The following is a 22,817-nucleotide window of genomic DNA, read 5'->3' on the forward strand; positions in this document are numbered from 1 at the left end:
AGACGCACGACTGCGGTCGGTGGCCACCCGCACCACCGACTAGATCAGCCACAAATCCCTTCTCCAAGACCACGACGGACCGACGGCCGCCGACGTTGACCAGCCGCCCCGGCGGGGCACCACAGGCCCCCCGGGGCCGAGGAGCTACCGACCCCCCGCGCAGCGCTCCCCTGCCTACATGGTCGGGACGTTCTGCAAGGCCAGTGTGGTGTGGCCTTGGGCGAGCAGGGCCTGGAGATGCGCCTGGTACTGGTAGGCGTGGTGGTACCTGTCGTCTGCGGCGATGTCTGCGCGCATCCGCACGATGCTGACTCCGATGGTCGCTGCGGAGGCGATGTCAGCGATCTGGAGCCAGAGGGTATGGGCCCGGTCTGCGATCTGGGTAGCCACCACGGCGTTGCCGGTACGCATTCGGCGGTCGGCTACGTCCCGGTACAGCACGATGGCGCCGGCGTTGTCGCCGAGTGCGGCGGCGAGATCGGCGCGCAGGGTGCGGGCGTCGAGTGCCTCGCTGTGGCTGGGGCCGTGGATGGCGGCCACCCCGTCGTCGTGTGCCTGGGCGAGCTGGTAGGCGCGGGAGAGGTCACCAGCATCCGCGTACCGCTGGATCGTCAGGAGGGTGGGCGCCTGTTCCCGAGGAGCTTCGGCCAGCTGCTGGGGAACAGGCGCTGACTGTCTCCGGGCTCGGGCGGCGGGCCGTTGTACGGGGGGCTGGGGTTGGGCCTGGTCCTGCTTCTTGGCGGCCTGGGCGAGCAGCCGCTGGAGGTTGGACTGCACGGGAGCGGGCGGCGCCTGGTCGGCCTGCTGCTGAGCTGGCAAAGCGGCTGCCGGAGCTGGCGGTGTCTTCTTCCGCCGTGGGGTTTTGGCCCGTACAGGCTGGCCGGCTTCGATGGTGCGGTCCGGGCTGATGATCAGTGGCCACACCGTGCCGTCCGTATCGATCGCCTCGGCCCTGACCGGGCGTGGGGGCTGGAGCCGCGAGGCGGTCAGGGCCACGGCATCGGTCGCTGCGCCCCGGGTGGGATACGTGCTGTCCGGGGCGGCCGGGCCGGTGATGGTGACAGCGCCGGACTCGTCCGCGAGCAGCCGGTAGAGGGGCCAGGCGGGTACCGGCGGGGTGGTGGCCACGGTGTTGTTCGTTCCTTCGTTCACTGGAGTGAGAGGGCGCTGACGCGCCACGGTGCTCCCGCGGCCGCGCGGGTGAGTGAGGCGTAGGCGGTGTATGTCTCGGGGGCGCCTCGCCAGTTGTCGCGGCCGGTCACGGTGACGGTCACGGCCCACTGCCGGTAGGCGGTGGTGCCGGTGTCCGGCGGGATCCCGGCGTCCGCGGACTTCATCATGTCGACGGCGGTGTACGCGTGGTGCGCGGTCCAGGTGTCCCACTCACTGCCGGGCGCCGAGCGGGGCTTGCCCGCACGGAGTTGGGCGGCGTAGGTGGCGGTGCACCATCCGGCGTCTGCGGTACGGGCGGCGGCCTGGTAGCGGGAGGTGTCCACCGTGGTGTCGTAGGTCATCAGCGCGGTGATGGCGCCCTTGCTGACGGCGGTGGCATCCGTCTGCGTGACCGAGCCGGGGGAGGGGATCCCGCCCGTCGGCTGGCTGGCCGAGCGGGTGGGAAGAGGCTCTGCAGGGCTGGCGTTCGGCGGATCCGAGTAGGGGCCGGCGCCCGTGGGGGCCGGTGTCGTGGGGGCCGCGGTGGAGTGGTCCGCGTTGTCCGTGCCCAGGATTCCCCCGCCGGAGCTGCAGCCACCGGCCAGCAGGCAGACGGCCCCGGCAGTGGTCGCGATGCGAATGAGCGGGCCGCGCGTGGTCATCCGAACCTCCTGATTTTCTGGGGCTTGCTGGCGTAGTAGGCATCGGTCAGAGATGCGGTGCGGACGTCCTGCCCGGTCCTCGGAGCGTGGACCATCATCCCGTTCCCGATGTAAATCCCGATGTGGTCGTAGTCGCCCGGCCCGTTCAGGGCGAAAGCAATGACGTCGCCAACCTGAATGTCCTTCTTGCTGATGGCCTTGCCCTGGGTGGCCTGTGCCTGGCTGGTACGCGGCAGGAGGATGGACCCGTGGGAGGCGTGATAGACGGCGTTCTGTACCAGGCTGGAGCAGTCGAAGCCCTTGATCGAGGCGCCTTGGGCCACCCCGTATGAGGGTCCGTCGACTGAGCCCCCACCCCACGAGTAGGGGGTCCCCATCCAGCGCTCGGCCGCGGCCACCACCTGGGACCCGAACGCACTGCCCTGCTCACCCTCGGCGTACTTGCTGATCAACTTGGTGATGCGGTCGACGTACTGCTGCGTCTCGGGGAACGGCGGCATCCCGTGGGCCGCCCGCACCGCATCAGGGCCTGCGTTGTACGCGGCGAGCATCAGCCGCGTGACGTCAGCGTTCTCGATCTTGTAGCTGCGGACCTTTTTGGCGAGCCAGCAGTCGTACCGGGCCTGGGTCATGATCGCGTCAGGGGCGCTGAATACGTCGGCCGTTCCGCTGTTGTCCGCGTCGACACCCCAGGTTTTCCAGGTACCGGGCATGAACTGGGAAATCCCCTGGGCTCCGGCGGGTGACGTCCGGTGGGCGCCCCAATTCGATTCGGCCTCGATCTGCGCGGCAATCAGCGGTGACGAGACGTCAGTACACGTGGTCCCGGCTTTCACCACCCAATCCCGGTACTCGGCCGGAACAAGCTGACGTTTCAGGAACAACGAGGTTCCACCGGAGTCGGCATCGTCACTGGTTGCACCCCCGACGATGGCAAGCGCCACCAGGGCGGCGAATGCTGCGCCGGCCGCGAGGAAGGCGGCCGGTCCGCCACGGAGCGGACTACTCATCGCACCCCCCGGTACGCCACTTTTCGGACGCCGCAGCTGTTATCTGTCATGCAGGCCAACCCCCCCGTAATTTGCTCCAGCTTACGGGAGTTGACGGAACGTGCCAGGAAAATAACCGTCTGGCACAATTGCTTTTCCTGCGGATGGTTTAGGGGGAACAACCGTGTCTGATGGGGCTCCAGTCAATCACTGGCTGCCGAATGCGGTAGCAGATCCGGCCCGGCCGGAGACGCACTCCCAGCCGGTCGCCGCGTACGAGCCGGCGGTCAGCGGGCCTCAACCCGGGGTCACCGCACCGCCGATGGGGCTGCCCGTTGCAACTGCGCCTGCTGGCGCGGCCCGTTGGTGGTGGCTGGGATGCCACGGCGGGGCGGGCGCGACGTCGCTGTGCGCGGCTGTACCTGGAGGGGCGGAAGCGGGCCGGTACTGGCCGATGGCCACGGCGGGCGGCCCGCAGCACCGTGTGGTGCTCGTGGCCCGGTCGACGGCAAGCGGGCTGCAGGCCGCACAGGTGGCGGCCCGTCAGTGGGCGTCCGGCACGCTGCCCGGTGTCGAGCTGCTGGGCCTGGTGGTCGTCGCCGATGCTCCGGGGCGGCTGCCCGCACCGCTGCGTGATCTGCGGCGGCTGGTGTCCGGCGGGGTGCCGCGCTTGTGGACGGTGCCCTGGATGGAGACCTGGAGGCTCGGCGAACCGCCGGCCTCTGCTGTACCCCCGGAGCTGGCAAAGGGGCTGGCCCGGGAACTGCTTGCACTCACCGAATCGGGGATTCATGTCTGATCTGCTCATCGCGCTGGGCGACGCTGCCACGCACTCCACACACCTGCTCGCCGTGCCGGACCCGTCCAAAGGCGGCGGCAACCCACCCGGCATGGACAAGCTCCTGGTCATCCTTCACTGGGTATTCGTCATCGTCACGATCGCGTGCGTCGCCGGCATTCTGACGGTCGCCGGGAAGATGGCCATCGCGCACAACAACGGCGAAGGCCGCGAACACATGGGCGGCCTGGGCAAGGTGCTCTTTGCCTGCGTCCTGGCTGCGTCCGCCTCCGGCATCGTCACCGCGCTCACCTGATGGCGCGCGAGGCAGACAACCGAGCAGAGCAGGACCAGGACGACGTCACCAGCCCCTGGGCCTCGCGCTGGTGGCAGATGAGCGCGCTGTTCCTCGCCGTGCTGCTCGTCCTCGGAGTCCTCGTCGTCATCAAGAGCGGTGGCGGTTCCTCCAAGGGAGAGGCGGGGCCTTCCGCACCGACGTCTTCGCCCTCCGCCTCGGCGAGCACGGGGAAGGGCGCCTGCCCGGAACTCACCGATACGGGGCAGGAGATCCCGCGTACGGCTCCGCCCGCGAACTGGGCGCTCTTCCGCACCGTGGCGGTCCCCTCCAGCAAAGCCTCCGGGCCCGCGGTCGTGAACGGTGACGTCGCGCGCTGCTACGCGCACACACCAACCGGCGCTCTCTTCGCGGCCGCGCAGATCTCCATCCGCTACACCGTCGCGTCCGACTGGCAAACCGTGATCAAGAAGCAGACCTACGGGGACGGCCAGGCAGGACTGATCAAGCAGCGGGCCAAATACGAGAAGGAGCACACCCCGGTCGCTCCGGTCCCCGGTGAGCTGGGCCAGTTCGCCGGATTCCAGTTCGTCACGTACAGCAAGGACATTGCGGTCCTCCAACTCGTCACGAAGTTCTCCGGATCGTCGGCGGACAGTGCCCTGCAGGTCTCCACGGTGACCCTGCACTGGGACAGCACCAAGGGGGACTGGCTGTACGAGATTCCCGCCGTGGCGGCCCCGCAGAAGTCAGTGCCGGACCTGTCCGGCTACGTGACGTGGGGAGGGCTGTAGGCCATGGGCTGGTGCGATTTCTGGGATGACAATCTGTCGGCCCTGGGCCGGCCCCCGGCCTGCGAGGCGAAGGACGGCGCGACCGGTGCGGTGAAGGACGCCGCGTCGAGCGCCTGGGAGTCCATCGTCCACTCGTTCCAGGAGGGGGCGGTGTGGATGGTCCGGGAGCTGGCGCTGGGCTGGCTGAGCGCCGATACACCGACCCTCAACAAGGACTCGGGGCCGCTCGCGTTCCTGCTCAGCAGCACGTTCGCCATCACGACGTGGCTGGCGGTCCTGTGCCTGCTCGTGGCGGCCGGGAAGATGGCCTGGACCCGGCGGACCGAACCGGCGCAAGAGGCTGCGAAAGGCATGGTCCGCCTGGTGGTGGCGACCTCCACGGCGGTCGCCGCGGTCAACCTGCTGACCAAGGGCGGTGATCTGTTCTCGAACTGGATCGTGAACAGGTCCATTGGCTGCCCCGGAGACTCCGCCACCCATGCCTGCATCGAGGCGTTCAGCAACAAGCTGCTGGAGATGTCGACGCTGAAGAACGTGGACCAGCTGTCGGTCTCGCTGATCATCGCGATTCTCATGTCGCTGTCCGGGCTCATCCAGCTGTTCAGCGTGATCGTCCGGCAGTCACTGCTGTTCGTCCTGGTGGGGACTCTCCCGATGGCTGCAGCGGCGTCCGGATCGGAGCAGGGCCAAGCCTGGTGGAAGAAGTCGGTGGGGTGGCTGCTGGCGTTCATCTGCTACAAACCTGCCGCCGCGATCATCTACGCCACAGCGTTCAGCCAATTCCAGACCAACGACTCCAAGGACCTGATGCCACAGCTGTACGGGGTGGCTCTGCTGATCATGTCCGCGTTCACCCTGCCCGCGCTCATGAAGTTCATTGCGCCGGTCATCGACAATGTGGGCGGGGGCGGCCTCGCCGGTATCGGTGGTGGCGGCGGTGGTGGGGGTATGGCGTCCCGCGTGGCAACCGGCGCCATCGCCATCAAGAGCGGCGGCGCCAGTCTCGCGGCCAAGGGTGCGGCCAAGGGCGCCTCCAGTGCCAGCGGAGCCAAGCCCGCCGGCGGCGGCCCCACTTCTCCGCCGGGCGGCGGATCCGGCGGCGGGAAGCCTCCGGGCGGCACTCCGCCGAACGGTGGCGCACCCTCCCAGCCCTCCGCCGGCCCCAACGGTGGTACACCGCCCGGTCAGAGCGGGGGCACCGCACCCACGTCCGGCACATCCGGCCCGGCGAACCGGCCCTCCGGCGGGGTGCCTCCGGCTCGCTCATCCGGCGCCGGCTCCACCCCCAACGGCCCCGGCCCCGGTGGTTCTCAACCGGCCCGGCCCGCACAACAGCCGACACGTCCCTCGCAGCAGAACAAGAACGGTGGTGGACCCAGTGGCAGCAGCAGGTGAGGGGGCGGGGCCGGCAGCCCCGCGGACCTACGGCAACTGGCGGCGACCGACGACGGCAGGGGTCATCTCTCAGCTGGGCTTCGTCACGAGCCTGATGCTGCTGGGCGGGGTGATCGTCGTGGTGCTCTGCACCCTGATCAGCTACGTGCTGGCCATCGTGATCGCCGTGGTCCTCGCCCTGGTCATGACGCCGCTCGCACTCAAGGACAGGCACGGACGCACCATGCTGGTACGGATGACGTCGCGGCTGGCATGGCGCCAGACCGTGAAGCGCGGGGCACACATCTACCGGTCGGGGCCGCTCGGCCGCACGGACCAGGGCTCATGCCAGCTGCCCGGCCTGGCTGCCTCCTCCGATCTGTCGGAGGCTCAGGACTCGTACGGGCGTCCCTTCGGGCTGCTGACCTACCCCAACAGCCGTCACCACGTGGTGGTGCTGACCTGCGACGCCGACGGGGCCGCCCTCGTAGACCAGGACCAGGTCGACATCTGGGTGGCGTACTGGGGACACTGGCTCTCTTCCCTGGCCACGGAGCCGGGACTGGTCGGGGCGTCGGTCACCGTTGAGTCCGCACCCGACAGCGGTCTCCGGCTCCGCGGTGAGGTCCACAGCAACCTGGACCCGGACGCCCCGCAGTTGGCCAAGGACATGCTGGCGGAAGTCCTGGAGTCGTACCCGGCGAGTTCTGCGCAGATCTCCACCCGCATCGCGCTCACGTACTCCGGCGCTGCCCGCAACGGGCACCCGCGCCGAACGGTTGCCGAGATGGCGGTAGACCTCGGCAACCGGTTGCCGGGCCTGACCGAGGGGCTCTCCATGACGGGAGCCGGCGCCGCGCGGCCCCTGTCGGCCGAGGAATTGAGCGAAGCGGTACGGATCGCGTACGACCCCTCGGTGTCCACGCTCGTCGAGGAGTCACGCTCGACCGGCGGGAGCGGACTCACCTGGTCGGATGCCGGACCGGCCGGGGCCGAGGAAGCGTGGGATCACTACCGGCACGAGACCGCGACCAGCGTCACGTGGATGATGAGCGAGGCTCCCCGCGGTGAGGTCCTCTCCTCCGTGCTGACCGGTCTCCTGGTGCCCCACCCGGATATCGCACGCAAACGGGTCACGCTCCTGTACCGGCCGCATGACCCGTCAGCAGCGGCCCGAATCGTGGAAATGGACCGGAAGAACGCCCGGTTGAAGGCCAACCAGTCGCACATCGCCAAGGCCATGGACGACATTGCTGTGCGCTCTGCCGATCAGACCGCGCAGGAAGAAGCCGCGGGTGCGGGCGTCGTGCGGTTCTCCATGCTGGTCACGGCGACTGTCGCAGATCGTGCGGCCGGCCCACGTGCACGCGCTGCGGTGGACAACCTGGCGGCACCCGCCCGGATCAAGCTGCGTGTGGTGACCGGTTCTCAAGCGGCGGCCTTCGCTGCGTGTCTGCCTATCGGCCTGGTCCTGCCGCTGCACCTGACCATCCCCAGCTCGGTCCGAGACAACCTGTAACGGAGTACCTGATGGCACGTACGACTTCGGTACCCCGGCGGCGTCGTCCCGGCCTGCGTGGTTGGGCTGGTGCCGGCGGCGGTGCTCACCGGTTCATCGACGCACCCCCCGAATGGCGCGGGACCTCGGTACAGGTCTGCGGACTCTGGCCGTTCGGAGCCGGTAGCGGCACTCCCACCAAGGGGGTGCCGCTCGGCCGCGATCTGCATTCCGGCGCCACGGTCTGCTGTGATCCCATCTCGTGGTTCCAACGGGCCAAATTGATCAGCAATCCCAGCGTGTTCCTGCTCGGAATGCCCGCGCTGGGCAAGTCCACCCTGGTCCGGCGGATGGCTCTCGGCCTCGCCGGATACGGCGTGCTCCCCATGATTTTCGGCGACCTCAAACCCGACTACGTGGACCTCATCCGGGCGCTGGACGGGCAGGTCATCACCCTGGGCCGGGGCCGTGGTTACCTGAACATTCTGGATCCCGGACAGGCGACGGCGGCCGCGGACCGGCTGACGGGAGAAGCGCGGCGGGCACTGCTGGCCGACGCGCGCGGGCGGCGCCTGACGATGGTGGCGTCCCTCCTGACCATCCTCCGGCGGGAACCTCCCTCGGACCGCGAGGAATCGATCCTCGCTGCTGCCCTGAACTGCCTGGACGACCGCCACGACGGGGTGCCCGTCCTCGGGGACCTGCTGCAGGTCATCAAGGAACCGCCCGAGGACGTACGTATCGCGGCGCTCGACCGTGGGGACATGACCCGCTACCGGGACATCACGGAGCGCCTGGAGTCCTCCCTGGCCGGACTGCTGGGACAGGGACGCCTGGGCGACACGTTCGCTCACCCCACCAGCGAGCCGATGCGGCTCGACCGCCCGGTGGTGTTCGACATCTCGTCCATCGACGACTCCGAGGTGCAGCTCCAGGCGGCGGCCCTGATGTCCTGCTGGTCGTACGGGTTCGGCGCGGTCGCTGCCTCACAGGCGCTCACGGACGCCGGGCTGGAACCGGAGCGGCACTACTTCCTCGTACTCGATGAGCTGTGGCGCGTCCTGCGGGCATCGCCCGGCCTGGTCGAGCGCGTCGACACGCTGACCCGCCTCAACCGCCAGCGTGGCGTGGGAATGGCCATGATCACCCACTCGATGCGTGACCTGCTCGCCCTCCCCCTGGAGGAAGACCGGCAGAAAGCTGCGGGCTTCGTGGAGAGATCCGGCATGGTCATCTGCGCGGGCCTGCCCCGGGACGAAATGCCCCGGCTCCAGCAGGTCGTAGACCTCTCCACGGTCGAGCAGCGGCGCCTGACGGAGTGGTCGACTCCTCCGGGCTGGGACACCTCTGACGCCGCTGTCGAGCCACCTGGCCGCGGGAATTTCCTGATCAAGGTCGGAGGGAGGCCCGGCATCACCATGCACGTCGACCTCACCGCAGCTGAGGCAGGCGTCAACGACACCAATAAGCGGTGGCACTGACTGCGGCGGGTGCAACCGCGGCCGGTACAGTCGAAAGGGCGCCCGCAGCCAGCTCCAATGGCTGCGGGCGCCCTTCGTCGTGCGGTGGGGGCTGCGCTCGACGACGTCCTTGTCGAGGTCAATCGTGATGTCGGCTGGTGCCTGGGCGACAATGCGGTCCGCCCCAGACGAAACCCAGCCCACCACCAACGGCACAGGGCCGTACGGTGACGGGGCGATACCGGCGGTAGCGACATGGCCCACCCTCACACCTGGGACAGCATTGGGAACGGCGAAGGGGCCCGGCTTATGACGCCGGGCCCCTTCGCCGTTCCCAATCGTTCCGGAACAGATTCTACCGATGCGAAGCGGAGTGGGACGGTACGGACGGCTGCGCGGGAGCGCTCTGACTACCACCCGAGGAGAAGGCACCGAGAACCAGCAGCAGGAGGAGCAGGCCACCCAGTCCACCACCGGCGGCCACTGCTACGGGGCGGGTGAGGGATCGGCCGTGGCGGCGGACGTAGGTGCCGTCAGCCCGGCGGTAGGCGCGGACGGGCACGGTGGGTCCCGTCTGCACGATCGGGCGGGGGCGGACTGGCGTCGTGCGTCGTGGCTGTGTGCGCAGCTGGGTGCCTGAGCGGGGCCGGGCGCGGCGGTTGTGGGCGCGGACGAAGGTGCCATCGGAACGGCGATGAGCGCGGACATGGGGCATCTGCGGGTTCCTCGCTGACAAGAGAGGCGGCGCCGGCGGGGGAGCCCGGCAACCCACAACGGTAGAGGACGCCACTGACAACCGCGCTCCAACTCCGTTGCCAGATCAACTAGTTGAGCGTCGGGCGGCTGATTCTCGCTGCTCTTTTCCGGCCGCTGATCCACTTTGGCTGACGGCAGGTCAGCAGGTGGTGCCACGATGAAAGGTCACCAGTGGAGCGTTGGGAGGGGGCGACCAGATGCCGTGGATCAGGCCGTACAGCAGGGCGGACGGAACACCGGTCAAAGGCCATTCGCGGTGGGCTGCCGGGGCCCGCAGGGAGATGGCGATTGTGGCGGTCGTGGGGATCATCGTTGTCGGCGGTGGCAACTCGATGCAGCCCAAGGGGCCCGACGGAAAGAGTCAGCCGCGCCCCGCGTCCGGGGTCTATCCGGTGAAGTTCTCCGGCTGGGGTCAGAAGCCGATTCCCCGGCCCACGGTGTCCTATCCGATCCGGTTCCCCTCCCCCTGACGGCGTGAGGTGAACGGGAGTGCCGTACGGCTGCGTGGCCACCCGAACTGACGGGGATGGGTAAGACCCCGGCGAGCGAGGGCCAGAGGGTTCTACTGTGCGGCCATGAGGATTCCCGGCACGAAGACCAAAGCACTGTCAGAGGACCGGCAGCTCATGGACGCGGGCCTGACCGTGGCGGCCGACATGATCGCCGATAACGCTGCCAAGAGCTTGCGCGACGGACGGTGGGCGGACCTGGTCGCTGACCTCGTCGAGGCCAACCGCAGAACGCAGATCAGCCTGCACGAGGCGGTCGAGAAGGCCCTTGCCGAAGGAAACACCTTCGAGACCCTGGCCAATGACTCCCACCTGTCGCCCGAATATCTACAGGCGGCGTACCAGCAGTTCAACCGTGAGATGTGGGCACAGCCCGGCCCCGACAAGGAGGGCCGGGAGCCCTGGAGGGTATTGGGCTGATCCCCCCCCTGGGTCACCGTGCCCCGCCAGTCAGGAAGAGGGCGCCCACCATCAAGGTGGGCGCCTTCACCGCGGTCTCGGCCTGGTCCGGGTTACGGAGCAGTGGTGCGTAGCTGGTCGCGCCGTGCGGTGACCAGCGCGCGCCACCGGGCGCGGGTGGTCGGTTCGCCGTCCAGCCAGTGCGGCGGGGTGTGGCTGGCGGGAAGTGGCAGGTCGGCCATGAAATGCGCGATGTCGATGTAGTAGGTGAACGTGCCCCCGTGAGTCTGTTCGCGGAGCCGGGCGAGGGTGGCGTCCAGGGCGGGGTGGTCGTCGAGGACGGCCTGGTGGAAGGCTACGGCGGCTTCGAGGGTGGGCATCATCGAGGTGAGACCCGCGTCCTGGAGTTCGCCGCGCAGGGCAACGACACGGTCGTCGACCGTGGGAGTGCCGGCGTCGCGGATGACGGAGGCCATGGCGGCGTTGATCGTCGTGGCGCGCAGGTCGAGGCCGGCAAGGAGCTGCTGGGCCAGGTCGAGTTCGTCGTCGGCCTGGCGGGGATCGTAGAAAGCGACGGCGAATGCGCGCATGGCCTGGGTGTGCGCGGCCTCACCGGATTTGGCGTGCTCTTCCGCTTCCAGGCGCCCGTCCAGGTACGCCTGGGCGGCCCGCTGTACGTCTCCCTGGATCCAGTACAGGTCACCCAGGACACGCTGATGGCGGCCTTCCCAGCCCAGCCTTCGGCCGGCGGCGAACGCGGCGGGGAAATCCCCGGCCAGTCGAGCAGCCTGGGCGAGCCCCCGGCGGGCAGCCGGGGCCAAACGGCCTCCCCCCTCAGCAACGTGCTGATAGCCGCCCCGGGAATCCTCGTTGCGCCCGATGTCGCGCAGCGCCTTGGCCCGGTAGTACACCGCCATGTCGTGCAACTCGACGGGCAGCAGCCCGGAGTCGATGACGGTGGTGAGTCGTTCCACGGTGCGGGCGCGGTGCTCGCGTTGACGGCGGGCCAGCGTGCTGAGCGTGTCGACCAGCGCTTCGGCCGGCGTCGACAGGACGTCATCCGACTGGCCTCGGGCGGGCGGGGCGAGCGGTTCCCACACGGAGTCGCCGACGTAGGAGAAGGCCGCCTCGGTCAGCCAGCCCAGGTCGAGGCGGTGATCGCGGGCCAGGCGCAGACCTTGGCGTAGACAGCCGATCAGCACCGTACGGTCGCGCCGTGGACCGTGCGTCCATTCCTGGCCCAGTGCGGCGAGCGCACGCTCGGCTGCCCGCTGCCAGTCCTGCGGGGACCAGCGGTCATCGGTGAGGTCGTCGGCATTGCGGATCGCGGAGCGCACCACTTGGTGGAGGTGGAAGGGCCACAGGCCCGCGGTCGGTTCGTCCTGGATGAAGGGCCGCTCGCTCAGCCGCAGGGCCGCCGCGTCGTGGGCGAGACCTGCCACCTGGGTGGCCAGGTCGATGGAGAAGGCGTCCAGGAGCGACACGGAGCGCAGCACGTGGCGTTCGTCGGGGGTCAGGTCCCTGAGGGTGCGGGAGATCAGGGCGGGAAAGTCGCCGAAGTCGTCCGGCCGGGGCGTCTGTCCGCTGCGCCGTATCTCCAGAAACCGCATGGCGGCCATGTCCAGATACAGGGGCAGGCCGTGGGCGCGGGCGGTGATGGCACGGCGCACGTCTTCGGGGATCAGTGGCTGTCCGTTGTGAGCGAGCCGGCGGGCGAGGTGGTCGTCGCAGTCCTCGTCGGAGAAGCCGCCGATCAGGATCTGCCGCACCGCGGGACCGCTGTGAGCGCGGTCGCCCGGCACGTGGGCGGTCAGGCCCGGCCAGGCGAGGGGGCCGGTCCAGTCGAGCTGTCCCTGCAGGCCGTCCTCGGCCCATTGCAGACGGTTTCGCCCGGTGACCACGAAGAAGGTATTGGGCATCAGCCACACGATGCGCTGCAGCAGACGCTCGAAGTCGCGGTGGAGGCGGTCGCCGACTTCCTCGAAGCTGTCGAACAGCACTACGGGGGTGACCCGCTTGGCGGCGGGCAGCTGGTCCAGATCCCAGGCGAGCAGGTGGGTCGCGAAACTCAACGTCTCCAGGTCCGGCTCGGCCTCCAGGATGTCGGCCAGCCGCGTGCAGCCGGCCAGTGCCCGGACGGTCTGGCGGTGCTCACGCAGCGCGCCGACAAGGGCGGTGCTGAGTTGTCCGACGGCGCCGCCCACGGTGCCGGGCAGGGCCAGGGCCTGAGCGACGTCGGCGAGTGCGGACTGCAGCTGGTTCGGCAGGTTGACCGCGTTGCTGAACCGGCTGAACAGCCCACCGCGCCGCAGATACTCCTCCAGTGGCTCGCCCGGGTGGTTGTGCTCCCAGTACTGGCGCAGCACCAGGTCGAAGGCGGGCATGGGCCTTCCCAGGGAGGCGATAGCCAGGCGAATCGCGAGCACGACCCGTTCGAAGTCGACGCCGCTGGAGCGGGCCAGGTCGATACGCACCGGAAGCAGCCGCTCGGTCGGCCAGGCGGGCGCGGGCCACTGAGCGGGCCGCCCGCTGGAGTCGAGGAGAGATGCCTCGATCTTGCGGGAGAACGTACTCTTCCCGATCCCGCCGACACCGTGGGCGACCAGGACATTGTGGCGGGGACTGCCCATGTCCTCGACATCGAAGGCCGGTCCAGCGACGCGTTGCAGGTGGTCGGCGAGCGCGGAGACGACAGCCTGCCACTGGGCCTGCCGGTTGGTGAATGCTTCCTCGGCCGCAACCGAACGGTCATTCGCACCGAACAGCATCCTCAGATCCCGTGCCACGACACCCCCCAGAAAGATCGTCAGCAGGTCTCAACCTATGTGTACTGCCCTGTCCGCGGCAGGTTCCCACGGCGCAGAGGGGTGCCGGGCCGCATTGTCCCGGCCAGCGACAATGACGGCCCATCCCCTTTATCCGAAGGATTTTCCCTTGTCTGAGCACGTGGGCCCCGAAGTCGTCGAGCAGTTGATCCAGGCGGTCAGCAGGTTGTACGCGAAGCAGATCATGGCCGAACGGCGGGCTGCTCAGCCCGACAGCGAGCGCATGGAGAAGCTGAAGGCAAAGGTCGCGGCATGTGCGGCCGACCAGGAGGCGCTGTCGGGCGCCGACGAACGGGAGATGACCGATCTCGCGACGCGTTACGCGGCCCTCAGGAAGGAGCTGGGCGGCTCGTAGCCGCTGAGCTGCAGAAGGGGGACGGGCAGCCCTGCCGTGAAACGGGTGGTGGCCAGCGGGCGCGGCTGCAGCTGGGCGGGCATCAACGGCCAGGCCAGCGCAGCGATTGCGGCCAGATCCGAACGATACTGGGGCAGCTCGCTGCGGAGCCGCGCGAGGCCCGTCAGGAACTGGGTCGCCTCGTCCTGCGTGTACGGGCGGTTCTGCACCTTCTCCAGGGCGTATCCGGCCCGGGTCGGTCGGACCCAGACGCCGTCCGGGGTACGGACGTTGCGGTACAGGGCACTCAAGTCCCGGCCCACGACGGAGAGGGAGGCGACGGTGTCCGGCTCCGCCTCGGCCACCCGGACCACCTCCGCGAGCAAGCGGACGGTCGCCGTATGGGCGGCGGCAGACGTGAAGCGGGGCTGACCTCCGAGACGGGCGACCTCCGCGCCCCGGGCCGCGGTACCCATCCGGCTGTCGGCGGCTCGCACCCCGAGCACGATCACCTCCACCCGGTAGCCGGCCCGCTGGTAACGGCGTGCTCCGTCCATGAAGTGCTCGACGCTGTCCGGCGCGATCTCGATCAGGAGATCGCCCCGGCGCTCGCGCACGTACGCCTCGGCCCTTTCCTGCCAAGCCCTGTAGTCGCCCCTGATCCGAGCGGAGGCTGTACGCGGGTGCTCGGTGAGGAGCCGGTCGTAGTCGGGGTGCATCGCCTTGAACATGTCGCCCTGGATCCGCGTGGGCCTGCGACCGCGCAGCGCCCGGAGCAGCGTCCACGCAGCGCGGGTCTTCCCCGACCCCTGCGCGCCCATGACGTACAGCGCGACCGGCGCCGCCTGCGGGGTGATGTTGCTCAGGTACGACGGCACGATCAGTTCGTCGAAGACGAAGTCGTGCTCGTCTGCGGAGAGGCGGTGGTAGTCGACTCCGGGCGGCGCCGTGAGCGGCTGGGCAATCCGGCGCACCGGCTCGGCCAGGGCGTGGACCCGCTCCAGCCCGCCGGCCACGGCGAGGCGCCGCTCCGGCGTACTCGCCGTGGGGTGCAGCTGTTCTTGGACACGGGCCGCCTGCTGGCGGAATTGCCAGGTCTGCGGTGCGGTCCACGGCAGGGCGAGAGCTGCGGCCAGGGCCTGCGGCGCGCCCGCGGCGGACTGCCAGGATGATCCGTCTTGGGTCAGCTCGTTGTCGTAGAGCACCTGGAGGTCGCGGCGCGCCACCATCACCCGGTGGGCCAACTGCTCGGCTTCGATGACCTCAAGTCCCTTGGGCAGGCGGCGCGCGCACTGCTCGGAGTTGTCCCAGGAGACGTACCGGCCGGCCCCGGTCTCGCTGACCTGAGCCAGGTAGCGGTCCAGCGCGCTGAGTTCCGTCACGGCCTGAGCCTCGGCCAGCACCAGAATCTCGACGCGGTAGCCCGATGTCCGGTACGCACGTACCTGCTCCGGGTCGGCGATGGGGGCTTCCACGACCGCGTCGAACCGTTCGCGGCGCACGTGTTCCTCGACCTCTGCCTGCCAGCGCAGCACGTCCGGGCGCACCCGGATACCGGCCGTGCGGTCGTCGGTGGCCATGAGCTGGGCGTAGTGGGGGTGGGCTGTCTTGTAGAGGTCGCGGCCGATGAGCACCGCACCGCCCCGCCGGTGAAGGACGTGCAGCAACAGGTCGCACAGGGTGGACTTCCCGCTGCCCGGCGGACCAGCGACAAACACCGCGACCGGCTGTTCCTGCGAGACGCCTCCGGCGGTCCAGGTCGGGAGAATGCGCGACGTGAGGATCTCGTCGTGCTCTGCCTCGCTCAGTACGAGGGGCTCGACATCCGCGTCCTTCAACTGGGTTCTCCGGCCTCTGTAGCCCGCAGAATGCGGGTCTCTATGCTGGTAGGCGGGCAGCCGTAGCCAGCTCGAATGGCTGCGGCTGCCCTTTCATACGGTGTGCTCAGGACCCTGGCGTGGCCGGACGGTGGACTCCTTCAGCGGAGGAAGCGGCGCACGGCCGCGGGCGAGGTCGAGGTGAGGATCGAGTCGACCCGGAGCAGGGCCTGCAGACGCCGGTCGGCGTCTGCGCGGTCCCGCTCGGGCACCCGGTCGAGTGCGCGCCGGGCGCGGATCGTTGCCCATCGCACCTGCAGCTCGGAGACCCGCGCACGGCGGCGGTACGTCTTCTCGTCGGACTGCCCGGTGGACTCGGTGAGGAAGAGGCGGGCCCGGTCCAGCTTGGCGTCTGCGGACCGTAGCCGGTAGGCGAGGCGGGCAGCCCGCCGTACCGGTCGGCTCACGCGCTGCTTCACCGGCTGGCGCCCGATCCGGCCAGCCGCAGCGTCTCGGCGGCCAGCTCCATGCGGCGCTCGTGGGCCTGGTCGAGGTTGGCGCGCAGCGCGTAGGTGGTCACTCCCGGGTCCGGGTCGAGGTCGGCCATCGCGTCCTCCAGCGCGGGGTGCCCCGCCTCCTGAATCTGCCGGTAGGCGGCTTCGTCACGGGGCGAGGAGCAAAAGAACGAACGACTCCGGGCGCTCTCGGCGCGCTCGTACCACATGTCGATGGCGATGCGGGCCTCGTCGACCGCGAGGACGTAGGCGTGGTGGGCGGCCAGCCACGCGGCGGCGGTGCTCAGCGCCTCCCAGCGCAACTCGACCTGGTGCAGCAGGCGGTCGCGCTCGGCGCGGGCGACCTGCTCGCGGGCCAGCCGGTCGCGTACGTCGGCGTAGCGGGCAACGGTGTCCATCATGGCCACCAACCGCATTCCCTCGGTGTGGCCCTCGGGACCACGCGGGTCGAGGTCCGGGTGCTGCGCGGCCCACCGGCGTAGTGCCGCATTGCACTCGGCGTCCATCCGTTCGCCTACGCCGGTGAAGCCCTCGATATCGAGCGGGGAAGAAAGGTTCGTGATCACGCTGTTGCCCTTCGGTCGGTGGTCAGGGTCGACGCCCCTAGATTTCAGATCCGCGTACACAGTCGGCCGGCTGATCCGCGCGGCCTCGGCGAGAGCGGAGACGTTGGTCTCGCCCGCCTGCCACGCGGCAGCGAGCAAATCGGCCCGGCGTCCGGGCTTCGACCAGTCCCGCAGTGCGGCCATCACGTCGTGTCGTCTCGTACTCACACAACCACCGTGCTGTAAAACAGCTTTACATGGCAAGCGACTTGACAGTGTTCGGCCGGATTGCACCGTAGGGGTGGCGCAAAAGAACCCACAGGATAATTACGGTTATCCTGTGCCTATGCTGACCGGCCGTCAGGATGTGCAGGAATCGGATGACTTGGCGCGACACACCCCGGATGTCCTTGCCGTCGGCGGCCCGCCTCTTCCTGAAGGAGACCCGGGTGCCCGACCCCGACCTGACCGCCCACCTTTCCGAGATGCCCGCACCGAGTTCTGACACCGACCCGGAGCCCCCCGACCTGCCCGAGACTCTCGGTGTAGCCGAGCCCGCCCCGCGCCGGCCCGACGTCGACTTCACCCCGGTACGCAACGGGATGGACTACCTCCGCAGCGCCGTCTGGTACCTCTCGGGGCCGGAGTCGGCCGAGCCGGACGGCCGCGGGCTCAAGTACGCCGTGCTGCACCTGCAGGCCGCGACCGAGACCCTGCTCAAGGCCCGGCTCACGCACGAACACTGGAGCCTGGTCTTCACCGAACCCGGAGCCGCCAGCTGGGCAAGGTTCACCGCCGGCGACTTCCAGAGCTGCTCGCTCGACACAGCCCTCGAACGGCTGGAGAAGATCGCCCGGGTCAGCCTCACGCAGCAGGAACGCAAGGCAATCAACAGCCTCGCCAAGACCCGCAACGCCCTGACCCACTACGGGCACACGGCCTCGGCCTACCAGGTAGAAGCACAAGCCACGCGCGTATTGGGCCTGCTGCTCACCTTCGTCAGCGAGCACCTGCGCCCGCCCCGCGCCGAGGAGGCAGAGCACGTCGAGCAGGTCATGGAGATGGTGCGCAGGCGCCTCGGCACCATCAACGCCCTGGTGGAGGACCGCATGAAGCACATCTCCAGCCAGCTGGAGGAGCATGCCGACTACACACTGATCTGCCCCGACTGCCGCCAAGGGGCCCTGGTGGTGGGCGAGTGGCCGGAGTGGCCGACCTGCCTGTTCTGCCTGCAGAAGTTCGCCTCGTCCAACGAGGCAGCCCTGCGGTGGGGCTGGGAGTTCGTGGGCCACCCGGAAGACGGCGACTGGGACCTGCGCGAATGCCCCGCCTGCACGGATCCGGCCCTGCTGTGGCCGGTCACCACCGTCGCCTCCCCTGACGAGGACGTCGCCCTGTGCTTCAACTGCCGGGCCGTGTACACCGAGGTGAAAGACCAGTGACCGCACCCGTCCTGCGGCCTGGGCACGGGGTTCTGACGACAGGTCTCCGGGACCCGCGCGCGCTGTGGCCTGAGCACGCCCGCCGGCTCTACCACCACCTGGTGGAGCTGTACGGCGAGGATGACGCGCTGCCCACCCTCGCTGCGTCCTGGATTGCCCACCAGCGATCGGTGAACACCCAGCGGTCCTATGCCCGCGGTTTCCGAGCGTTCGAGGAGTTCGCCCGGGAGCACGGCGCGCACCCGATGGCGGTGAAGTTCCCGCTCGCCGACACCTTCCGCATGTACTTGCAGAACGCTCCCACCTGGGTGCGGGTCAAGGGCGGGGGGCGCGGCGAGATGGTCCGGGCCGGGAAGCCGTACAGCGAGGCGTCCCGGGCGAATGCCCTGTCCGCGGCCTCCAGTTTCTTCACCTACCTGGACAAGGTCAGCGACGACGGGTTGAAGAACCCCTTCGACGCCGTGCAGCGCCCGGTCATCGACCCGGACTTCTCGCCGACCGAGGGGTACACCGAGCAGCAGTGGATCGAGCTGCTGATTACCGCGCGGGACCGGCACCGGGTCGCGGCGTACCGCACGCGCGCGTACGCACTGCTGCTGACCCTCTACACCTGCTGTCTGCGCATCGACTCGCTGTTGAACGCGCGGGTGGAGGACCTCGGCTACGACAAGGGCCACCACGTCCTCAAGGTGACGGTGAAGGGCGGCGGCAAGAAGAAGAAGCCCGTGCCGCCCGTGGCCTGGGACGCGCTGCAGGACTACCTCGACGGCCGCACCGACGGCTGGCTGTTCTGCACCTCTACCGGCGGCCAGCTCGACGAGCCGGCCGTGTGGCGGCTGCTGCGGGCGCTGGCGAAGCGGGCAGGGCTCGGCGAGATCAACCACCCGCCGCACGGAGTCAAGGTCGACGCCATCACCCACGCCCTGGCGAAGAAGGACGCCCGCCCGGACAAGGTCCAGCGCTGGGCCGACCACAAGGACTCCCGCACCACCCAGCGCTACAACCGGCGCAAGGAACTGCTGGACGACAGCCCCGGCTATGCCCTGGCCACCGACGTCGCCGGTGCACTGGAACACGGCGCGGCCTGAGCCGGTCGAAGGAGTTGCATCGCTAACCCTCTAGCGGTGCAGGGGCCGCCATTCAAGCCCGGAGGGGCAGAAAGCCCTCAGGTCGTGGCATTGAATGGCGCATTTCCTTGTGAGCAATCTGGGACTGCCGCTGGGGCTTGCGCTGCTAACCCCCCGCTCCCCCATTCTTCGGCACTGTCAGATCCGCTGCCCACGACACAAGGGCTGGGACTGCTGCACGCTCCGCCCCGCACGCGCACCCGGCGCGTCTGCCTCCGAGCCGAAGGACCACCGTCATGCCCGCCCTCCCGGCCGCACGCCGTCTCTTCATCTGGGCTGCCCCGCCCGTCGGTCTGGGGGCCCTTGCCCTGGCCGCCAAGGCCTTTGCCGGTGCGCCCGGTTGGGCTGCGGCCCTCATCGCTGTGGTCGGTGTCGTCCTCAGGGTCCTGCCGGCGCTGCTGCCGCAGGAATCCGAGCACCGACGTGACGTATGGCGAGACTGGCTCCGCCACAGGGAACGCATGGCGCGATTGCGAATGACCACCGCCCAAGCCCACAGTCACCGCGAACCATCCGACTGACCTCGTGTTGCGGCACCCGGCCCGGGTGTGGTCGTTGTACTCCACGGCACCCGCCGGCTAGTAGGTGCCGGACAGTGGGAGGGCTCCGGATATGTGAGCGATAGACGGCGATCGTCATTGGGTGGGGGTGCGGCGCTCGGCCTGGGTGAGCAGGCGCTCCCAGGTGCGGGTGGAACTGCCGTGCTGCGCTGCCAGGGCGGCAGCGAGGTGCGTGCGGGGGGCACCCGGTGATGTGGTGAGAGCGTCGGCGGCGGTGTGCAGGCGGGGGTCGCCTTCGTAGGGGTGGGCCTTGGTGGGGCCGCTCGTGCCGGTGGGGCGTCCACCTCCTTGTCCTTGCCTGGAAGGGGCGTCGAGGCGTTCCTGGATGCTGCGGCGGGTCCAGAGGCGGAGGCTGTAGACGGTCGTGCCGACTGGGAGGTAGCCCTGGGTGGCGTAGGCGCGGACGGTGTTGGGCGTCACTCCGAGCAGGGCGGCGGCCTCCGCGTCGTCGAGCAGGTCGTCGGGGTGCGGCTGGGAGGGCAGTTCGGGGACGGGTCGGCCGCTGAGGTGGGCCTGGACCTGGGCCTGGTCGTAGATCAGGACGCGGTTGTCGAAGAGCGCTGGTACGTGCTTGCGGAGGCCGGTGGCCGCCTGGCGGCGCCAGGTGGCGATGGGGATTCCGGCCTGCTTGGCGATGTCCCGTTCATTGATCACGGGGCGGTTGCGGGGGATCACGGGGGTTCCTTCGGGCTGTCCGTCGCCGACGTGCCTTGTACGCTGGTGGTTACTTCCCTGCGCCGGCGTCACGTCGGTCGTGGAGATGTTGGTTAAGGGCCGGTGGTGTGCCGGGCCGCTCGTGAGCGGCTCTCCGCCGGCCCTTTCGCTGTCTGCTGCCTCCAGCGCTGGACCTCTCGCGGGCTGCGGAGCCTGACGACCTCGACGCCCAGGCCGGCGGTCTCGGCCACCTGCTGGGTATAACGGGGGCGGTTGGCGCGGTACTTGCGGATGGCGGTACGCAGGAGTGACCGGCGGGCGAAGAATGCCGCGGACCAGGTGAGGCGGCGGGCCTGTGCGCTGTCCTCCCGGCCTGCCAGCTGGCGGAGGCTGCGGCGGGCGATCCGGTACAAGATCAGGGGCAGCGGGAAGTCGAGCCAGATCAGGGTGTCGGCCCGGTGCCAGACGACGTCCGCGAGCTTGGAGAAGTTCCCTTCGACGATCCATCCGTCGGCGCGGGTGATCTCCGCGGCCTGCCGGCGGAATTCCTCCAGCGGCAGTGGCCCCTCGGGAGTGAACAGGATGTCGTCGAGGTCGGTGTGGGGTTCGTCGAGTTCCGCGGAGAGCCAGCGGGCGAGCGTTGTTTTTCCCGTGGCGGGGGGCCCGAACAGTGCGACCCGTCGCATGTGCGCCTCATCTCTGCAAAGGGGTTGACATATGAAACCTTACAGCAATTCAGACCATTGGTGTCGAGGTTCAGGCGGGCCACGATCGGGCGCCGCCGGAGGCGGCTCCTTGGCCCCGCAGGGGCGGGCCCGCGCCCGGAGGGCGCTTGAGGGGCCCGGCGCGCAGCGCCTGCCCGGAGGGCAGAGAAAGCCGCCCGTGGCCGAAGGCCACTTAGGGGGCGGCGTTTCCCCTGGGTCCGCCCCGCGCCCGAAGGGTGCTTGAAGGGGCGGACGTCAGCCGCTTGCGGCTGTCCTTTCGCCGCGCGTCCGCCCCCCTCATGATCATCATGAGGGGGGCGGACCGGGTGAGGCGGCCGGAATCGGCGACCGGGTCCGGCTCTGCGGTTCTACAGGCGGGGGAACAGTGCCCGCGCCGCCTGCGGGTGGCGGTGCAGCATCCTCAGGAAGTCGCCCTGGAACGCTGCTCGTCCGGCGATTTCGGCGGGGCTCATGTCGCCCACTCCCTTCTTCGTCTTGACGATCACTCCGTCCATGATGCTGATTCCCGCGCCTCCCAGATCGGAGAACACGTTGATACGCAGGTGCAGGAACACCTGCCCGTCCTGCTCGGCGATCGTTACCGCGTAGGCCAGGTCGGCGAGCGGGTAGACGTACGCCTTCCGTGACCGCTCCTCGGGCTCGGACAGAAGCTCGGGACGCAGACCCCGGAGGTAGTGTGCGAGCGCCGCCCGGGTCGCCGCCCTCAGCGGTACGTCAATCCCTTGCGGGTCGAACTCCCGGACCAAGGGCCGCCGCCACATCCCGGCCGTGCCGGTGGTGCAGACGCGCATGATCTCGTCGTACATCCGCCGCAACTTGCGGTGGACGTAGGCCAGATCGGCAGGCAGATCCGGGCTGGCCAGGCTCTCCCAGCCCTGCGGAAGCCGGAACTGGGCCGTCGCGGTGGCCGTGTGGGTGGAGAGCGCCGGTACGGGTTCCAGAACCCTCAGTGCGTCCCCGTCCACGACGTCTGCACTGATCAGCGCGCCCAGTACGGACGCTTCCTCAATGATCCGGCGGGAGCGGACGGTGGAGAGACGACCCGCCCGCACGGCCCGCGCCTCGACGGCGGCGCGCTCTGCCTGCGTGCGCCCCACAAGGTGGGCGTGGAACCGCTTCTCGCCCTGGATGGACTCGCGGTCAACGGTGTGCGGGTCGTAGCTCCACGAGACGACCGGGCTCAACTCGTAGGCGTGGCAGTGCTCCGCGAACCGGGCCGCGATGACTCCCAACGCCTTGCCGAACTCTGGCGAGTGCTCGTGCAGCCCCGGACGCGGCGTGGCCCCGGCGGACATGAGCATCAGCTCATACAGAGCGTGCGGGCTGCGCTTGTCGGTCAGGGCGTACGCCTCATCGGCTGACATGTTGATGTGGGCGTGCACGTTGGTCCAGCCGTAGACGTCGTGCACGGTGCCCATGCGCCGCAGGCCGTTGACGTACCCCGGGAATCCCTTCGCCGGGAGCGAGTCCACGACAGGGATATCCCTGCGTCGATTCTCCAGAGCGGCGGGGAGTAACTGACGGGTCATTGGGTTTCCTTCCCTCGATGCTGGTCGCCGGTCGGGGTGTGCCACCCCTTCCGACAAGACAAACTTTACAGCATTTCG

Annotated in this window: 22 protein-coding genes; 12 read left to right on the forward strand and 10 right to left on the reverse strand. The window is 69.4% G+C overall.

Going from position 1 to position 22,817, the window contains the following annotated elements:
* Window positions 1-174 precede the first annotated feature (174 nt).
* From OG452_RS35080 to OG452_RS35090, 3 genes are read right to left on the reverse strand one after another with little or no spacing between them, the layout of a single operon-like run.
* Window positions 175-1,152, reverse strand: coding sequence for a hypothetical protein (locus OG452_RS35080; RefSeq protein ID WP_327299899.1), 978 nt, complete (start codon window positions 1,150-1,152; stop codon window positions 175-177).
* The gene (locus OG452_RS35085) at window positions 1,149-1,814 is read right to left on the reverse strand and encodes a hypothetical protein (RefSeq protein ID WP_327299900.1); all 666 of its coding nucleotides are present in this window, start codon (window positions 1,812-1,814) and stop codon (window positions 1,149-1,151) included. Before OG452_RS35085 ends, OG452_RS35080 begins: the two co-directional genes overlap by 4 nt.
* Window positions 1,811-2,758 (reverse strand): C40 family peptidase, encoded by a 948-nt coding sequence (locus tag OG452_RS35090; RefSeq protein WP_327299901.1) that lies wholly within the window; start codon window positions 2,756-2,758, stop codon window positions 1,811-1,813. The genes OG452_RS35085 and OG452_RS35090 overlap by 4 nt, the downstream gene beginning before the upstream one ends.
* Before the next feature lie 367 nt (window positions 2,759-3,125).
* Between OG452_RS35090 and OG452_RS35095 the strand changes: the two genes are divergently transcribed.
* The 9 genes from OG452_RS35095 to OG452_RS35135 all read left to right on the forward strand — a co-directional run bounded on the left by OG452_RS35095 (window position 3,126) and on the right by OG452_RS35135 (window position 10,687).
* On the forward strand, window positions 3,126-3,602 hold the full coding sequence (locus OG452_RS35095) for a DUF6668 family protein (protein ID WP_327299902.1): 477 nt from the start codon (window positions 3,126-3,128) through the stop codon (window positions 3,600-3,602).
* Window positions 3,595-3,897 carry a hypothetical protein gene (locus tag OG452_RS35100; RefSeq protein ID WP_327299903.1) on the forward strand — a complete coding sequence of 101 codons (303 nt, stop codon included), beginning with the start codon at window positions 3,595-3,597 and terminating at the stop codon, window positions 3,895-3,897. The genes OG452_RS35095 and OG452_RS35100 overlap by 8 nt, the downstream gene beginning before the upstream one ends.
* Window positions 3,897-4,670 (forward strand): hypothetical protein, encoded by a 774-nt coding sequence (locus OG452_RS35105; RefSeq protein WP_327299904.1) that lies wholly within the window; start codon window positions 3,897-3,899, stop codon window positions 4,668-4,670. Before OG452_RS35100 ends, OG452_RS35105 begins: the two co-directional genes overlap by 1 nt.
* 3 nt (window positions 4,671-4,673) lie before the next feature.
* Window positions 4,674-6,065, forward strand: a complete 1,392-nt coding sequence (locus OG452_RS35110) for a hypothetical protein (RefSeq protein WP_327299905.1) — start codon at window positions 4,674-4,676, stop codon at window positions 6,063-6,065.
* The gene (locus tag OG452_RS35115) at window positions 6,049-7,563 is read left to right on the forward strand and encodes an SCO6880 family protein (protein ID WP_327299906.1); all 1,515 of its coding nucleotides are present in this window, start codon (window positions 6,049-6,051) and stop codon (window positions 7,561-7,563) included. The genes OG452_RS35110 and OG452_RS35115 overlap by 17 nt, the downstream gene beginning before the upstream one ends.
* An 11-nt stretch (window positions 7,564-7,574) precedes the next feature.
* Complete coding sequence (locus tag OG452_RS35120; RefSeq protein WP_327299907.1) at window positions 7,575-9,023, forward strand: ATP/GTP-binding protein; 1,449 nt, start codon at window positions 7,575-7,577, stop codon at window positions 9,021-9,023.
* Window positions 9,024-9,363: 340 nt separating this feature from the next.
* The gene (locus tag OG452_RS35125; protein WP_327299908.1) at window positions 9,364-9,642 is read left to right on the forward strand and encodes a hypothetical protein; all 279 of its coding nucleotides are present in this window, start codon (window positions 9,364-9,366) and stop codon (window positions 9,640-9,642) included.
* Between the two features lie 397 nt (window positions 9,643-10,039).
* Window positions 10,040-10,228: a hypothetical protein gene (locus OG452_RS35130; RefSeq protein ID WP_327299909.1), complete on the forward strand. Its 189-nt coding sequence runs from the start codon at window positions 10,040-10,042 to the stop codon at window positions 10,226-10,228.
* 105 nt (window positions 10,229-10,333) lie between these two features.
* Window positions 10,334-10,687: a hypothetical protein gene (locus tag OG452_RS35135; RefSeq protein WP_327299910.1), complete on the forward strand. Its 354-nt coding sequence runs from the start codon at window positions 10,334-10,336 to the stop codon at window positions 10,685-10,687.
* Between the two features lie 92 nt (window positions 10,688-10,779).
* Here the strand turns inward: OG452_RS35135 and OG452_RS35140 are convergent, their stop codons facing one another.
* Window positions 10,780-13,434: an ATP/GTP-binding protein gene (locus OG452_RS35140; RefSeq protein ID WP_327299911.1), complete on the reverse strand. Its 2,655-nt coding sequence runs from the start codon at window positions 13,432-13,434 to the stop codon at window positions 10,780-10,782.
* A gap of 166 nt (window positions 13,435-13,600) precedes the next feature.
* Here OG452_RS35140 and OG452_RS35145 point away from each other — a divergent pair, with 166 nt between their 5' ends.
* The gene (locus tag OG452_RS35145; protein WP_327299912.1) at window positions 13,601-13,846 is read left to right on the forward strand and encodes a hypothetical protein; all 246 of its coding nucleotides are present in this window, start codon (window positions 13,601-13,603) and stop codon (window positions 13,844-13,846) included.
* On the opposite strand, the gene OG452_RS35150 is transcribed toward OG452_RS35145, so the two are convergent.
* The 3 genes from OG452_RS35150 to OG452_RS35160 all read right to left on the reverse strand — a co-directional run bounded on the left by OG452_RS35150 (window position 13,810) and on the right by OG452_RS35160 (window position 16,930).
* Window positions 13,810-15,663: a zeta toxin family protein gene (locus OG452_RS35150; RefSeq protein ID WP_327299913.1), complete on the reverse strand. Its 1,854-nt coding sequence runs from the start codon at window positions 15,661-15,663 to the stop codon at window positions 13,810-13,812. The two genes, OG452_RS35145 and OG452_RS35150, sit on opposite strands and share 37 nt — an antisense overlap.
* Before the next feature lie 140 nt (window positions 15,664-15,803).
* Window positions 15,804-16,109 (reverse strand): hypothetical protein, encoded by a 306-nt coding sequence (locus OG452_RS35155; RefSeq protein WP_327299914.1) that lies wholly within the window; start codon window positions 16,107-16,109, stop codon window positions 15,804-15,806.
* Between the two features lie 8 nt (window positions 16,110-16,117).
* Window positions 16,118-16,930, reverse strand: a complete 813-nt coding sequence (locus tag OG452_RS35160) for a hypothetical protein (protein ID WP_327299915.1) — start codon at window positions 16,928-16,930, stop codon at window positions 16,118-16,120.
* A 152-nt stretch (window positions 16,931-17,082) separates the two neighbouring features.
* Here OG452_RS35160 and OG452_RS35165 point away from each other — a divergent pair, with 152 nt between their 5' ends.
* Both OG452_RS35165 and OG452_RS35170 read left to right on the forward strand, forming a co-directional pair.
* On the forward strand, window positions 17,083-18,144 hold the full coding sequence (locus OG452_RS35165; RefSeq protein WP_327299916.1) for a hypothetical protein: 1,062 nt from the start codon (window positions 17,083-17,085) through the stop codon (window positions 18,142-18,144).
* On the forward strand, window positions 18,141-19,232 hold the full coding sequence (locus tag OG452_RS35170; RefSeq protein WP_327299917.1) for a tyrosine-type recombinase/integrase: 1,092 nt from the start codon (window positions 18,141-18,143) through the stop codon (window positions 19,230-19,232). The genes OG452_RS35165 and OG452_RS35170 overlap by 4 nt, the downstream gene beginning before the upstream one ends.
* A gap of 674 nt (window positions 19,233-19,906) precedes the next feature.
* On the opposite strand, the gene OG452_RS35175 is transcribed toward OG452_RS35170, so the two are convergent.
* The 3 genes from OG452_RS35175 to OG452_RS35185 all read right to left on the reverse strand — a co-directional run bounded on the left by OG452_RS35175 (window position 19,907) and on the right by OG452_RS35185 (window position 22,739).
* The gene (locus OG452_RS35175; protein ID WP_327299918.1) at window positions 19,907-20,506 is read right to left on the reverse strand and encodes a helix-turn-helix domain-containing protein; all 600 of its coding nucleotides are present in this window, start codon (window positions 20,504-20,506) and stop codon (window positions 19,907-19,909) included.
* A gap of 92 nt (window positions 20,507-20,598) precedes the next feature.
* Window positions 20,599-21,171, reverse strand: a complete 573-nt coding sequence (locus OG452_RS35180) for an adenylate kinase (protein WP_327299919.1) — start codon at window positions 21,169-21,171, stop codon at window positions 20,599-20,601.
* A gap of 386 nt (window positions 21,172-21,557) precedes the next feature.
* On the reverse strand, window positions 21,558-22,739 hold the full coding sequence (locus OG452_RS35185) for a hypothetical protein (protein WP_327299920.1): 1,182 nt from the start codon (window positions 22,737-22,739) through the stop codon (window positions 21,558-21,560).
* Between the last annotated feature and the right edge of the window lie 78 nt (window positions 22,740-22,817).

This window comes from Streptomyces sp. NBC_01197 (genome assembly GCF_036010505.1).
Taxonomy (GTDB): domain Bacteria; phylum Actinomycetota; class Actinomycetes; order Streptomycetales; family Streptomycetaceae; genus Streptomyces.